This window comes from Candidatus Arsenophonus nilaparvatae, from assembly GCF_045346035.1.
GTDB lineage: Bacteria > Pseudomonadota > Gammaproteobacteria > Enterobacterales > Enterobacteriaceae > Arsenophonus > Arsenophonus nilaparvatae.
In genome coordinates, this window is record NZ_CP158507.1 from 2,878,384 (window position 1) to 2,893,024 (window position 14,641).

At 36.7% G+C, this 14,641-nt stretch carries 9 protein-coding genes; 2 read left to right on the forward strand and 7 right to left on the reverse strand.

The window, feature by feature from the left end:
* Positions 1–504 precede the first annotated feature (504 nt).
* Positions 505–2,217: a hypothetical protein gene (locus WH390_RS13465; protein ID WP_032116044.1), complete on the forward strand. Its 1,713-nt coding sequence runs from the start codon at positions 505–507 to the stop codon at positions 2,215–2,217.
* 47 nt (positions 2,218–2,264) lie between these two features.
* Here WH390_RS13465 and fabY read toward each other — a convergent pair whose 3' ends face one another.
* The 7 genes from fabY to WH390_RS13500 all read right to left on the reverse strand — a co-directional run bounded on the left by fabY (position 2,265) and on the right by WH390_RS13500 (position 13,727).
* Entirely contained in the window at positions 2,265–3,182 is a 918-nt protein-coding gene (fabY, locus tag WH390_RS13470; protein ID WP_032116043.1) for a fatty acid biosynthesis protein FabY, read from the reverse strand.
* A 40-nt stretch (positions 3,183–3,222) separates the two neighbouring features.
* Complete coding sequence (gene dtd / locus WH390_RS13475; RefSeq protein WP_032116042.1) at positions 3,223–3,660, reverse strand: D-aminoacyl-tRNA deacylase; 438 nt, start codon at positions 3,658–3,660, stop codon at positions 3,223–3,225.
* A gap of 62 nt (positions 3,661–3,722) precedes the next feature.
* Entirely contained in the window at positions 3,723–4,340 is a 618-nt protein-coding gene (gene yihX, locus WH390_RS13480; protein WP_032116041.1) for a glucose-1-phosphatase, read from the reverse strand.
* 695 nt (positions 4,341–5,035) lie between these two features.
* Positions 5,036–6,859: a ribosome-dependent GTPase TypA gene (gene typA / locus WH390_RS13485; RefSeq protein WP_032116040.1), complete on the reverse strand. Its 1,824-nt coding sequence runs from the start codon at positions 6,857–6,859 to the stop codon at positions 5,036–5,038.
* 211 nt (positions 6,860–7,070) lie between these two features.
* Entirely contained in the window at positions 7,071–8,108 is a 1,038-nt protein-coding gene (locus tag WH390_RS13490) for a hypothetical protein (protein WP_032116039.1), read from the reverse strand.
* Between the two features lie 134 nt (positions 8,109–8,242).
* Complete coding sequence (ppc, locus tag WH390_RS13495) at positions 8,243–10,879, reverse strand: phosphoenolpyruvate carboxylase (RefSeq protein ID WP_032116038.1); 2,637 nt, start codon at positions 10,877–10,879, stop codon at positions 8,243–8,245.
* 406 nt (positions 10,880–11,285) lie between these two features.
* The gene (locus WH390_RS13500) at positions 11,286–13,727 is read right to left on the reverse strand and encodes a bifunctional aspartate kinase/homoserine dehydrogenase II (protein ID WP_032116037.1); all 2,442 of its coding nucleotides are present in this window, start codon (positions 13,725–13,727) and stop codon (positions 11,286–11,288) included.
* 416 nt (positions 13,728–14,143) lie between these two features.
* Here WH390_RS13500 and metJ point away from each other — a divergent pair, with 416 nt between their 5' ends.
* Positions 14,144–14,461 carry a met regulon transcriptional regulator MetJ gene (metJ, locus tag WH390_RS13505; protein WP_032116036.1) on the forward strand — a complete coding sequence of 106 codons (318 nt, stop codon included), beginning with the start codon at positions 14,144–14,146 and terminating at the stop codon, positions 14,459–14,461.
* Positions 14,462–14,641: the final 180 nt, after the last annotated feature.

Consider the following 14,641-nt stretch of genomic DNA (forward strand, 5'->3'; position numbering starts at 1 on the left):
AAAAGACAATCTATCTTCTCCAAGTAAGAGTAGCGGATGATAAAATATTACTTTTCATATTGAATAATAAAAATAATTTTAATGAATACTAAGTAACTTTCATATAAGTAAAATAGATTATTTTTTATATATTAAACAGATTAATATATAATTAATTTTTGCTAAACAGAAAAAATATTGGCAGATATTAAAGCTTTTATGGTTTAAAATAATTTAACTAATGTAGCTTCATTTTGGTATTAAAAAATAAACAACTCTACTTAATTATCATAACAAAGATTATGGTACTGTAACCACTCTTGTGAGTTCTGTTGCATTAACACCAACAACTCTATCTTTGCTGATCTACTGTCTGGTGTTAATGCAACAAAATCCTTTTTTGTTGACGATATCAAAAATTTCATTAGCCAAATAATTTATTTTTATTTTAATATTAAGCCAAATAATTCATTACAGCATAAAGCAAGATTGTTACTAAACAATTATGATAAAGAGGACATCCGGGTGCGCTGGCTAAAAAACCTGATTCTTACGTTCCTTATACTGATTATATTTATTTATCTGATCATACAAACACAGTGGGGAGCAAAACAGTTAAGTGACTTACTCAGTAAATATACCCAATATGATGTGAAAATAGGTGTGATCAGTCACCATCTCACTACGCCAGGCGAAATTGTATTGCAAGATGTTGCTATCCATAATAAACAAAATAGCTTTAAGCTAAATACCAAACAAATTACCTTTGAATTGCTGTGGCAAAAAATATTTTCAGGCTCATGGTTACATCGGTTGGTTGTTACTGAAGGTGAGTTAACGCTACCTTCTTCCCGCCAGATTTTTCCTTTTAACAGCAAAATATTGCAACTTGAAAACATGAACGTTAGCTATCGAATCGGTAATATTGGCTTGCTGGCAAGCAATATAACGGGTGGAATAACCCCCTGGCAACCAACTGCTGATAACCCATTTGGGGAGGGAAATTTTCAATTCACTACCGAACAGTTTGAGATTAATAATATTCATTTAACAACCCTGCTAGCAAAGGGAAGCTATAAAATCAATTCTCTTTTTATCGATGAGTTTACCGCTTACCTCAATAACGGGGTTATTAATGCCAAAGCTGTTCAATACACCGATCAAGCAATTACTTTAGCAAAACTGATGTTAACCAATACCGGGTGGCAATTTTCTTCATCACTCTCCCAATTGATCAATAAGCTACAAGATATTAAAAAGCTGTCCATAAAAGAGCTGAATTTGACTAATACCCACTTCCAAGGAAAAGATTGGGCGATTGCCGGTTTATCAGGTAAAGTGGCTGATATAGTCCTTTCCGCTGGCAATTGGAACAGTCCTAGCAGTCAACTGAGTCTAAATGTTGATGAATTAGTATATAAAAATCAACAAATTAGTCAATTAATGGCTGATATGACATTTACCAATGATATTTTGCATTTTAACCGTCTTGCTGGTTATTATGACAAAGGCCTTTTTAACATTGAAGCAAACTGGCATACCAAACAGCAATCTATCAATATTATTAATGCTCAATTAGCAGGTATACGTTATCAATTAGCAGATGATTGGTTTAGTTTTTTTAAAACACCCGTCGCCAATTGGCTGAATTCATTACATATTACTAATTTTAAATTAACTAATTCCTTACTGATGGATATCAACGCCAATTTTCCCTTTGAATTGACTAATGTTAATGGTTACTTAACCAATATGGATTTGATCAAACAAAAAAAATGGGGATTATGGCAAGGAAAAGGCGCCTTTACAGCGAGCAGTGGTACCTTAAATAAAGTTATGTTACGACAACCCTATATACAAATTTCTCCCCATAGCGATCACTCTTTTGCGGTCGAGCTCAATACCAATATCGAAAATGGCTTAGTAAAATTCACCACTAATATTCAACAGCAGGCCAATGATAATACTTTTTCATTATCAGCCAATGGAATAAATGTTGATTTAGCAATATTAAATCAATGGGGATGGAAAAATTTACCCATACAGACATTAGCGGATTTCAATTTCACTCTGAAAGGCAACTTGTTGGCCAATCCAATCGCGCAAACATTGACCGGAGAACTATCCTATCAAACACTTAGCGGAGAAAAAAAGGCTTACTCTATGAGCAAAGGCGAAATAACAGCACAAAATGATAGTCAAATACCACTCACTACCGCCAACGACGAAAAACCTTAGTTGCATCGATTAGCTGCCAATTTTGGCATCATGGCCAGGCTGTCAGATCATTTCTGTTTTTTGCCATCAGCTAATACCATGTAAGTACCGGTAAATAGTGAGGCGTGAGCGCTTTTATCACTACCAATATCGACATCTAACTCAATTACAGCTTGACATCCTCTAGCCAGTCGATCTAAAGCACCGCGTATATTACAAAGATCGGCGACTGCATTTGGACGGCCAACAATCGGTTTATGGTAACGAATATGACCATCAACCAAAATAATATCACCACCCAAATGTCTTTCCTGTAGTAATAACCATATTAACCCCCAACCGGTTAAAGTGGCTAGTGAAAACTGACTACCAGCAAAAATGCTATGGTGAGGATTTTGATTTCTACCTTCAGACATACTGGTGATAAAACTCTGGCCGGTATACTGCACTATCTTTATTCCCATCTTTTCACTTAACGGAATTTTTTCGTGCCAAATTTTTTGTAATTGATTACACCAATCAGGTCTACGTAAAATTTTATCCAGGGTTTGCACCTTTTTTATCATCAAAAAATGCTTCACCGGTGTAAGAAGCTGGCTTGCAATAGGACCACGATTTTTAAATCCTAAACAACGAAAAAAAGGAACAGCCTCCTCACGGACACTAGAAACAATTCTTTTTACACCTTCCTGCCGTGCAACTGATTCCAATGCCATGGCAATCAGTTTTCCTAATCCTTTGCCTCGCATACTCGGATGAACAGATAAAAAACGGATAGCACCTTCATCATCTGCATTTATATACAATCGACCAATGGCAAGTATCTGACCGGCTTCATTCACTATCATCTGATGATGCGCCGTGGAATCATAACCATCTTTTTCAGAGCCGGGTGGTTGATGGAAAGGTTTACGCAACATCTCCCAACGAAACTGATAATAATTTTTAAAATCGGCTTCTGTTTTTGGTACTCGTAGATGGTACATAAAATTCTCTCCTTTTAATAAATAATGGCAGAGTTTATAACTAAACCTGCAAGTAAAATGTTACTGGACCATTATTCGTTAAACTAACTTGCATATCTGCAGCAAACTGTCCTGTTTCTGCTTTTATTCCTCTCAATCGGCACTGCTCAATAAAATAATGATATAGTGCATTAGCTTTATCGGCAGTTGCACTATTTGAAAAGCTAGGCCTCATTCCTTTTTTTGTATCAGCTGCTAAAGTAAATTGCGAAACAACCAGCAAACTGCCACCTACTTGCTGAATACTCAAATTCATTTTATCCTGCTCATCGTTAAAAATACGATAACCAATTATTTTTTCACATAACCGTTGAGCTTTTTGCTCATTATCCTCTTTTTCAATAGCCAAAAACACTAATAAACCTTCTGCAATTTGGCCAACACATTTTTGTTCAACTATTACATTAGCCTGAGTCACACGTTGAATTAAGGCAATCATACAAATCCTGTACTAAAACAAAGATAACATTAAACTAAGTATTATTTCAGTCATATTGATAACTACTGTTTGGCCGGGATGCTGAAATCATAGTTAGCAAAATATTTTGCGACAGTATTTTTATCGCTAACATGCCAGCTTTTAATACCCAACTGTGCGGCGGCAGCAACATTTTCCTCGCTATCATCAAAAAAAATAGCATTTTCTGCAGTAAATCCCTCTGATTGTAAAACATATTTATAGATTGCCAGATCAGGTTTACGCATGCCAAGATCTTGGGATAAGTAGAGAAAATCTGAAGAAGCCGCGATTTCAGGATAATGACTAGGCCAATAATTTTGATGTAAACGATTTGTATTGGACAAAATAACCACACGATGGCCTTGCTCACGTAAACGGGTCATAATTACGATTACATCATAACGCAATGAAACGAAAATAGCGTTCCATCCCAGTGCAAACTCTTCAAAACTTAATGATAAACCTAATTTTTCACTGGTAAATTCAGCAAATTCAAAATCAGAAATTTTATCACATTCATGTAGTTTCACTGTTTCATCTAGTTCAAAATTTTGCGCCAAACTGACGATAGGAATTTTACTTAATTCACTCCAAACCCGTAGCGCTCGATTAAAGTCGATATTAATAATTACATTACCCATATCGAAAATATACAGCATAAATTCTCTCCATAGTGACTGATATAACTTCACTATATCATTATTAAAAGGATCAAACAGAAGAAAATTATTATTTGTCAAAATAGAATTTTTTTTATAATAAATAAAATTGATGCCATAGGTAATAACATATTTAACGACTAGCTGTGACAAGTGTTACAATTTTAATCTTTTTTTAATTTGAATAAATTAAAATAATTATCAGCAAAACAAGAATAATATATTGAACAAAATGGATAACATTTTCAGATTATATCGAATTATTTATATCCAATCGGCCAATCTCATTTATCAATAAAATATTTGTTATAGATAAAATTGTCTATTATTTAGTTGATTATAAAAGGTATTTAATTGGTTTTTTGGTTAAATCTTACACTGCTTTTTATTCGTGACAGAAAAAAAGCATCTCAAATATTCAACCCACCTTAATTTAAAATTATCATTCTAAATTAATTAATTAATTTTAATTAATTTTAATTAACTCTTATGATATTAAAGTAATAATGTTATTGTTTTTAAAATGATACTGCCACACTGCACTGATTGAACATTTAAAGTATTTTCAACAGGTCGCTGACAGTAAATTTTGTCGTTATGCTAAATAATAATTGGATTTGAGCAATCAATAGATAAAAAAATAAAGGCGTTTAATACGCCTTTTATTTATATTAAATCAAACAATTTTTTGTTATTTAAATTTCTTTATTTCGATAGGCACGACGGCGATCGTTTTCGGTCAAATAACGTTTTCTTAAACGAATTGATTGTGGCGTAACTTCCACTAATTCATCATCATCGATAAATTCTAACGCCTGTTCTAATGTTTTTTTAATCGGCGGCGATAAAGTTGTCGCTTCATTTGTCCCTGAAGCACGCACGTTGGTCAATTTTTTACCCGTTAAACAGTTGACAGTTAGATCATTAGAACGAGAATGAATGCCAATAATTTGTCCTTCATACACTTCAGCACCATGACCAAGGAATAATTTACCGCGATCTTGCAAACTATAAAGTGCATAAGCTACCGCTTTACCTTGACCATTTGAGATCATGACACCATTTTGGCGGCGACCAATTTCACCAGGACGAACATCATCATAGTGACTAAAGGTTGCATACAGCAAACCGGTCCCTGATGTCATGGTCATAAACTCAGTTCGAAAACCTATCAGTCCACGACTTGGAATAATATAATCAAGCCGTACCCGTCCTTTACTATCAGGCAACATATCGCGCAATTCACCTTTGCGTTCGCCTAATGCCATCATAACATCGCCTTGGTGCCGCTCTTCAATATCGAGTGTAACCTGTTCAAAAGGTTCCTGTTTACGACCTTCAAATTCACGGAAAATAACCTTTGGTCGAGAAACAGCTAATTCAAAACCTTCACGGCGCATGTTTTCAATCAATACCGAAAGGTGCAGCTCACCACGACCTGAAACACGGAAAGCGTCAGGATCTTCAGTCTCTTCCACACGTAATGCAACGTTATGCACTAACTCTTTTTTCAGGCGATCTAAAATTTGACGGGAAGTAACATATTTTCCTTCACGACCACAAAATGGTGAGGTATTAACACAAAAATACATACTTACCGTTGGCTCATCAACAGCCAGTGCTGGCAATGCCTCAATATTATTTGGATCACATAAGGTATCTGAGATATTTAATTCTCCCAGACCCGTTAAGGCAATAATATCACCGGCTTGAGCAATTTCAGAATCGATACGCTCTAATCCTAAATGCGTTAATACCTTACCCACTTTACCACTACGTGTTTTGCCATCACTATCGATAATAGTGATGGTTTGATTTGGTTTGATTGCGCCACGCTTAATGCGACCAATACCAATAACACCCAAGTAATTGTTGTAATCAAGCTGAGATATTTGCATTTGGAAAGCACCCGCCAGATCAACCTGCGGCGGAGCAACATATTTTACAATTGCTTCATAGAGTGGCGTCATGTCTGCCGCCATATCATTGTAATCGATTCCAGCAATACCATTTAAGGCTGAGGCGTAGATGATAGGAAAATCCAGTTGCTCATCAGTCGCCCCTAAATTGACAAATAGATCAAAAACCTGATCAACAACCCAATCAGGTCTTGCGCCTGGGCGATCGATTTTATTGACTACCACAATTGGCTTTAAACCATGAGCAAAGGCTTTTTGGGTAACGAAGCGGGTTTGCGGCATCGGACCGTCCATTGCATCAACCAATAGCAGCACACTATCAACCATTGACATAACCCGTTCGACTTCACCACCAAAATCAGCATGCCCTGGTGTATCAACAATATTAATTCGATAATCATGCCATTGGATGGCGGTATTTTTTGCCAAAATCGTGATGCCACGTTCTTTTTCCAAGTCATTGGAATCCATCACACGTTCATCGAGATTATTACGTTCACCAAAGGTGCCAGATTGTTGTAATAATTTATCGACCAGTGTCGTTTTTCCATGATCGACGTGGGCGATGATGGCGATATTTCTTAAATTTTCAATAGACACAAATTGTTACCATATTATCTAACTGGAAAGGATTAAATGACTCTGGCCAAGCAGTGGCTTGCCGGTAGGCATCTACACATATGCTGTTATTTTACACATTATATTGGCGGAGTGAAATAAATGTGAGCTATATCAAGTTAAATAATCCACCTAACCAGGCAGATCATTGTTTGAAAGACATTTTAAACGATTGAAAAAAATTATTCCTCTGTTAGTCTGTAAATGCGTTACTTACATTACATATTAATCTTCTAAACGTGTTTAATTGATACAAACTCTCCTGCCTGAGAAGATGTTTAGTGTAACCTTTTTGACACCAATCATTCTTAAAAATATCAATAGAAGCATTAAGATTTAAGTTGCTAAAATTGGCTTGATAAATATTAAAATAACTTTCTATTGTACGATAAATATCTTGCTGTTGTTGGCTGGTTAAAGATTTATTTTTTCTATTTATTACTATATCAATGAAATCTTCAATAATTTTCTTTTTATTATCAACCTGAAAATAAAATTCAGCCAATGGTTTTATACAGTTATCAATGATGTCATCTCTTTCTTGTTTAATAAAATAATCAAGAGGAGAATCATAAAAAGAATATTTTTTTAATTGAATAAATTCATCAGCCGCTTTAGATAAACTATTTGAATATAATATCGATTCGGGTGTAACCATATTTTTCAGCACTTGAACTAATAAATTAGATTGACTTTCATTAAAATGCCTACCTAAAAAAATTTTGGCAGCAATTTCTTTTTGCAAAATAACTTGCTTATCTTCATCTAACTGATGATAAAGATAGGAAAATGTATACATTGCTTTAGAAAAATTTATTTCATTATTGTTAAGCAACAGGAAACCATTATTTTTTAACTCAATCAAATGATTGCTCTTACCTGCTATTTCAGAAAATAAAGTTTCAATTATTCTCGCAGGTGACTCTAATTTAAAATCACGCGGTTTATTTAAATCAATACTTTTTTCTATTTCAGCAAGATTGATAGAGATTTTACTTTTAACATCTATTCTGGCTTTAATAAAATGGCAAAGATGATCAAAATTTTTATTATAAATTTCAGATCTCGTCAGTGTTGCAAAAGGTAGTAATAGGGTATTACGAATATCATTCATTTTCTTTATAATATCGTAGCTTTTTCTTACCGCAAATCTATCGTTGAAACTATCTGTTTTTCCTATAAAAATATCACTACCAATAAGCCTTTGATGATAATCTCCAATATTTGGCATAGCAAATTCCTTTTGCTGCTAAGTATAGTTATTGCAATAATGATAATGACTTTTGTATGCTAAATAATCTTAAAAAACTCCCTATCGCAAAAAATAGCTGCTATCGCAGCTAATTTGGCTGTTTTTGACAAAATTTAGCCGGTATTACGCATACCAGCGGCAATGCCGGCAATGGTCACCATTAACGCTTGTTCAATATAGGGATCCGGTTGTTGCTGTTGCCTAGAACGATGCAATAACTCCGCCTGTAAGACATTTAAAGGATCGGTATAAACATTTCTTAAGGCAATGGATTCAGCAATCCACGGTAAATCAGCCATTAATGTTTTATCCTTCGAGATAGCAAGTACACTGTTAATATCTTGCGCCAGCTGTTTGCGTAGTTCTTCGCCTAATGGCCACAGCCGTTTTTCAACCAATCGCTGATCATAATATTCAGCTAACCACAAATCAGCTTTAGCAAATACCATCTCTAACATCGCAATACGAGTCTTAAAGAAAGGCCAGTCATGCCACATATCATCAAGAACTGATTTCATGCCATTATCAATAACATGCTGCAATGCCGCCCCTGCACCTAACCAGGCGGGTAACATTAAGCGATTTTGCGACCAGGCAAAAATCCAGGGAATAGCTCGCAGAGTTTCTACACCACCATCCTGACGACGTTTTGTCGGCCTGGAACCCAATGGTAATTTAGCTAACTCAAGCTCTGGGGTGGCAGCGCGAAAATAGGGAACAAAATCCGGTTGTTGGCAAACATAATCACGATACATATTACATGAGATATCAGATAATATTTCCATTACCGCACGCCATTCTGGTTTTGGTTCCGGTGGTGGCAATAAATTAGCTTCCAATATTGCGCTAGTATAAATAAATAAACTGCTCATCGTCACTTGCGGTAAACCATATTTAAAGCGGATCATTTCCCCTTGTTCAGTAGCTCTTAATCCGCCTTTTAAACTACCAGGCGGTTGCGAAAGCAGTGCCGAATGCGCTGGCGCTCCGCCGCGACCGATGGTACCACCACGACCATGAAATAGGGTTAACTTAACTTTTTCTTTGTCACAAAGTTTAATTAGCGCTTCCTGAGCGCAATACTGAGCCCACGAGGCCGCCATCACTCCAGCGTCTTTGGCTGAATCGGAGTAACCGATCATGACCATCTGTTTATTATCAATAATCTCACGATACCAGGGGATGGTGAGCAATTTTTGCATCACGATTTCAGCATTATTTAAATCATCTAAGGTTTCAAACAGTGGCACCACCGGTAATTTTAGTGAACAGCCACTTTCTTTAAGCAGCAATTTTACCGCTAATACATCAGATGGTACTTTTGCCATGGAAATAACATAAGCAGCAATGGTGTCCGTCGGTGAATCGGCAATAACCTGGCAAGTAGCCAATACTTCTTGCGTTTCTGCACTAGGTTGCCAATTTTTTGGCCAAAGTGGCCGTTTAGAACTTAGTTCAGCCAATAGAAAAGTCTGTTTTTCTTCCTCTGACCAATTTTTATAATCACCTAACTCAAGGTAATTAAGTAGCTCTGCTAATGCATCAGTATGGCGGCTACTTTCCTGACGGATGTCAATGCGTACTAATTGCAAACCAAAACAACGAATGCGGCGTAAGGTATCGAGTAATTGTCCATTGGCGATAATCGGCATACCACAAGCAATAAGTGATTGATAACAAGTATAAAGTGGTTGCCAAAGTTGTTGATTATCATAAAGATAGTCTTCAGGTGGCAATACCTTTTCACCTTTAATACAACTATCCAGATAATCGAGTGTATTGCGTAAACGGCTACGTAAATCTTTAGCAATCTGGCGATAAGGCTCATCAATATCATCACCACCGGCTAATTGTCGAAGTTCAGCCGTTGCTTCTGACATCGATAACTCAGAGACCAAGATTTGAATATCAGCTAAAAAAAGTTCAGCCGCTTTCCAGCGACTTAGTAAAAGCGCTTCTCGAGTGACTTCGGCAGTAACAAAGGGATTACCGTCACGATCTCCTCCCATCCAGGAAGTGAATCGGATCAAATTAGTGTCAACAGGCAAATTAATCGTCAAACTGGTTTCAAGCTGCTCATTCAGTTCACGTAAAAAAGCAGGAACCCCTTCCCATAATGAGTTTTCAACTACCGTAAATCCCCACTTAGCTTCATCAATCGGCGTAGGGCGATTTTTACGGATTTCATCGGTATGCCAGCACTGTGCAATTAATTGACGTAAACGTCGCATAATATTGTTACGTTCATAATCCACTAAATCATCATGATCTAACTGTGCCAGACAGGTATTCACTTCAATCAATTTGTGAATTAAAGTGCGGCGCGCAATTTCTGTTGGATGGGCAGTTAATACTAATTCAATTGATAATTCATCGATCGCTTTTGTTATCACCTTATTAGTAAATTTTTTTTCCTTTAAGCGAGTAAAAAGCTTGGCTAATACCTCAGGATTACTAGATGCCTCACCATGAGGAGAAATGCTATAATATTGCTCTGCGACATTAGCTAGATTAAGAAATTGATTAAATGCCCTGGCAACAGGAAGAAGTTCATCATTAGAGAGATTTTGTAATGTTTTCAATAAAGCTTGACGTTGTGCTTTATTTCCTGCCCGAGAAGATTTTGATAATTTACGGATAGATTCTACTTTATTTAAAATATCCTCACCCAAAGCATTTTTAATTGTATCACCTAATAATTTACCTAACATGCTGACATTACTGCGCATCGCGGAATATTGTTGATCCATTAAGACTCCCTAACTTTCACTGGCTAAAAGCTTACTTATGCATTATTTAAGTTGAGACTGTTTTATCAGTCGATAATTACCTTTTCTCGTTCTCACGCTAAAAATAGAATCGCCAAATAATAACACTCTCTGATCATATAACGGATATCTGCTTTATCATCAAATCTAAATCTAGATCAAAAAGTATGGCATCTTTATAAAATTTTATAATTGACTTATTGCCACTATAAAGATTATTTCAGTACAAGGTAGGGTGCAATTTCAGGAAATTGTTGAATGAAGGACTAGCTAGCCAATATTGTTAACCATCGAAAAGACTTTACCAGCAAACAGAGGAATAACTCCTCTGCTTTTGTTGACTATCAATGAATGTAGAAGCAAAGAGATTATGCTGTTATTATGGCGATCAAAGCAATTGTGATAAGCGATTAAGATCAGACTGAATTGCGCCCGCCGTCACATCACGTCCAGCACCAGGCCCCCTAATTATTAACGGATTATCACGATACCAACGACTTTTTAGGGCAAAAACATTATCACCGGGTAATAAGGCGGCCAATGGATGATCAGGCAGAACAGCTTCAACACCGACTTTGGCGCGTTTCTTAGTGGCATCAAAGCGAACAACATAACGCAACACCATGCCCATTTCCTGAGCAGCCTGGAAACGTTGTGCCATTTGTTCATTAATGACCATACTATTTTCAAAAAACGCATCCAGATCACCGGCTGCAGCTTCGGCGGGAACTAATGACTCAACTCGTACCTGTTCAGGTTCAATTTCATAGCCCGCTTCACGTGCCAAAATGATCAATTTATGCATCACATCTTGCCCAGAAAGATCAATTCGTGGATCTGGCTCGGTTAAGCCTTGCTGCCAAGCTTGCTCAACCAATTGATTAAACGGTACCGTGCCATCGAATTGTAAAAATAACCAAGATAAGGTACCAGAAAAAACACCACTAATAGAAAGGATATTATCACCACTTTCTTTTAAATCACGGACAGTATAATTTATTGGTAATCCCGCCCCGACTGTCGCGTTATACAGCCAGTATCGACCTGTTTTTGCAAAAGCATCACGGATCTGACGGTAGTCATCGCTCGCTAGAGCGCCGGGTATCTTATTAGCACTGATTAGATGAAAACCGTAACTCGCAAAATCAAGATAACTTTTGGCTAATAAGTCACTGGCTGTTATATCCAATACAACCAGATCATCAAACGGATGATCTCGCATCCAAAGAAAAAGCGCTTCATCTTGATGGATTGTGGCTTCATGATCAAAAAAAGCTAATACTCTACTTGGATCGATGCCCTCATAATTTAACAAGCTACGGCAACTATCGACTACACCTGCCAGAATAAATTCAAAATCACTACGAGCGGAAATCGTTTTTTGCTCGGTAGCAAATAATTCCAGCCAGCGAGAACCAATATTACCTTTACCAAACAGAACCAAGCCAATACGTTTTTCTGCCCGAAATAAGCTCTGGTGTAATCCCTGAACCAAATGTGATGTTTGAGTCGCGCGCAAAACAGCAACCAGGCTTATTTCTTCTTCAGAATGCCAAATAAATTCAACCGGTTGATCTTTTAATTGTTGATAGAAACGATGACTATGCAGGGGATTTTTACCAACGCCCGCCCCGACAATTGCCACTAAAGAAAAATGATCACGTAATGATAATTTTTCTACTACCACCATCTCCTTTAATAGCGCTAGAGCACTAGCAGCAACTTCAGAGGTATAACATAACTGGATCAATTTTCGATCTGGATGTAAACCAATCGCTAATGGCCGCAATTGATTTCGCTTTAGTAATAAATCGATATCTTTATAGATTTGGCTAAAATTTTGCTGAGTTGCCACGATTAATTCGACCAGACAAACATCATCATGGCTGGTAACAATTTTGACACCCGTACCTGATGCCAAAACACGCTCTATTTTTGTCGAACCCTGCTCAGGCTGATAACTACATCTAAGTTGTAAATCAATATTAGTGACTGAAATTGGCTGTAAGGTGCGAGTATGAAGCACTGGTGCCGCTAAACGCGCTAATTCACTAGCTTCATCAAGGCGTAATAGTGGCAGTAAACAAGCATCTTTGACTTTGCGTGGATCAGCACTGTATACACCCGCAACATCACTCCAGATAGTTACTTTATTAACCTCCGCTAACGCCGCCACTTGGGTTGCTGAATAATCACTACCATTACGCCCTAGTAATACCGTTTTACCTTGTTTACTTTGGGCAATAAAACCCGTTACTACCAACCGTTTATTAGCATGTTGTTGCAAAAGCTGTTGTAATAATGGGCGTGATAGGGTTTCATCTACTTGAGGTTGAGCTGCAAACTCTGCACGCAAGAAAAGCCGTGCATCTAACCAATGACTAGCCAAACCGAATTCTTCTAATACCGCGGACATCAAACGCGCAGACCAAATTTCTCCATGGCCAACAATTTCTGCATAAATATCAGCATGAATTGATTTATCTACTAACGTGCTTAAACGATCAAGCTCAGCTAAAAAAGCCGACTTTACTATCTGTGCTTTTTTGTCAGGTAATAGCCCAATTATAAGATCTTGTTGATAACGGCGAATTGCCTGTTGTACCTGATTGGCTAAAACACTATCTGTTTGACTTAATTTCAGCCAATCAATTAACTGATTGGTTGTTGTTCCTGCCGCAGATACCACCATTAAATCACCTGGCTGGCTATAATTTGCCATGATATTAGCGACTCGCTGATAACATTTCATATCAGCCAAACTACTACCACCAAATTTATGTAATTGACGATGGTGATATTTTACTGCTCCCGCTGTCACTGCATTCATGATAAAAAGTTACCTCTTCGCTACTAGCTGAAACGCATTACCTAAATCTTCAATAGCTACTGAAAAACTTAATAAATTTTTATTGGTAGTTGCTAGCTTACATCAAATAATACGCTGCTAATATAGCACTTAACCAATGACATATGGTTAACATTATTGGTTCAACTAACATAATATCGATTCACTAAAAAAATTAAAAAGATAATCAAATATAACTAAATGGACATGAAGATGTTAATACATCTGGAAATCCAAAATACTTTACGTTTAAATCAAGTAATGGGATAATTATCAATATTAAACCCGACAATAAACGATAGAATATTAGAAACTTATTAAACAAATTTTTGCCAATTAAGGCTATATTTATACAGCAACTAAATTCTTCTATTGATTGACTTAACTTAAGGTATCCCATGGCTGAGTGGAATGGTGATTATGTTAGCCCTTATGCTGAACATGGTAAAAAAAGCGAGCAAGTAAAAAAGATCACAGTATCTATCCCATTAAAAGTACTTAAAATTTTGACAGACGAGAGCACTCGTAGACAAATTAATAATTTACGCCATGCAACAAACAGTGAATTGCTATGTGAAGCGTTTTTACACGCCTTCACGGGGCAACCGTTGCCAAATGACGATGATTTACGTAAAGAACGTGATGATGAGATTCCAGAAGCAGCAAAAATCGTTATGCGCCAAAAAGGTATTGATCCAGATACATGGGAATATTAATTATTTGTCTTATTCTTGAACGAATCAGCCTACGGCTGCAAATCGATAACCAGTAAGTACAGACATAAAAAAAACCGCCTGTAATTGATTTTAAGGCTATCAAATAAAAAAACCTATCATTCCCTATTACCCATCGTATATCTCTTCATAAAAAGTGATACAGGACGTTTTATAGCGTGT

What these genes read in the sequence shown, in the direction of transcription:
- yihX (WP_032116041.1), bottom strand. Translation starts at nt 4,340, where the DNA reads ATGCTGTATATTTTCGATATGGGTAATGTAATTATTAATATCGACTTT.
- fabY (WP_032116043.1), bottom strand. Translation starts at nt 3,182, where the DNA reads ATGTACCATCTACGAGTACCAAAAACAGAAGCCGATTTTAAAAATTAT.
- WH390_RS13490 (WP_032116039.1), bottom strand. Translation starts at nt 8,108, where the DNA reads ATGCCAAATATTGGAGATTATCATCAAAGGCTTATTGGTAGTGATATT.
- dtd (WP_032116042.1), bottom strand. Translation starts at nt 3,660, where the DNA reads ATGATTGCCTTAATTCAACGTGTGACTCAGGCTAATGTAATAGTTGAA.
- WH390_RS13500 (WP_032116037.1), bottom strand. Translation starts at nt 13,727, where the DNA reads ATGAATGCAGTGACAGCGGGAGCAGTAAAATATCACCATCGTCAATTA.
- metJ (WP_032116036.1), top strand. Translation starts at nt 14,144, where the DNA reads ATGGCTGAGTGGAATGGTGATTATGTTAGCCCTTATGCTGAACATGGT.
- ppc (WP_032116038.1), bottom strand. Translation starts at nt 10,879, where the DNA reads ATGGATCAACAATATTCCGCGATGCGCAGTAATGTCAGCATGTTAGGT.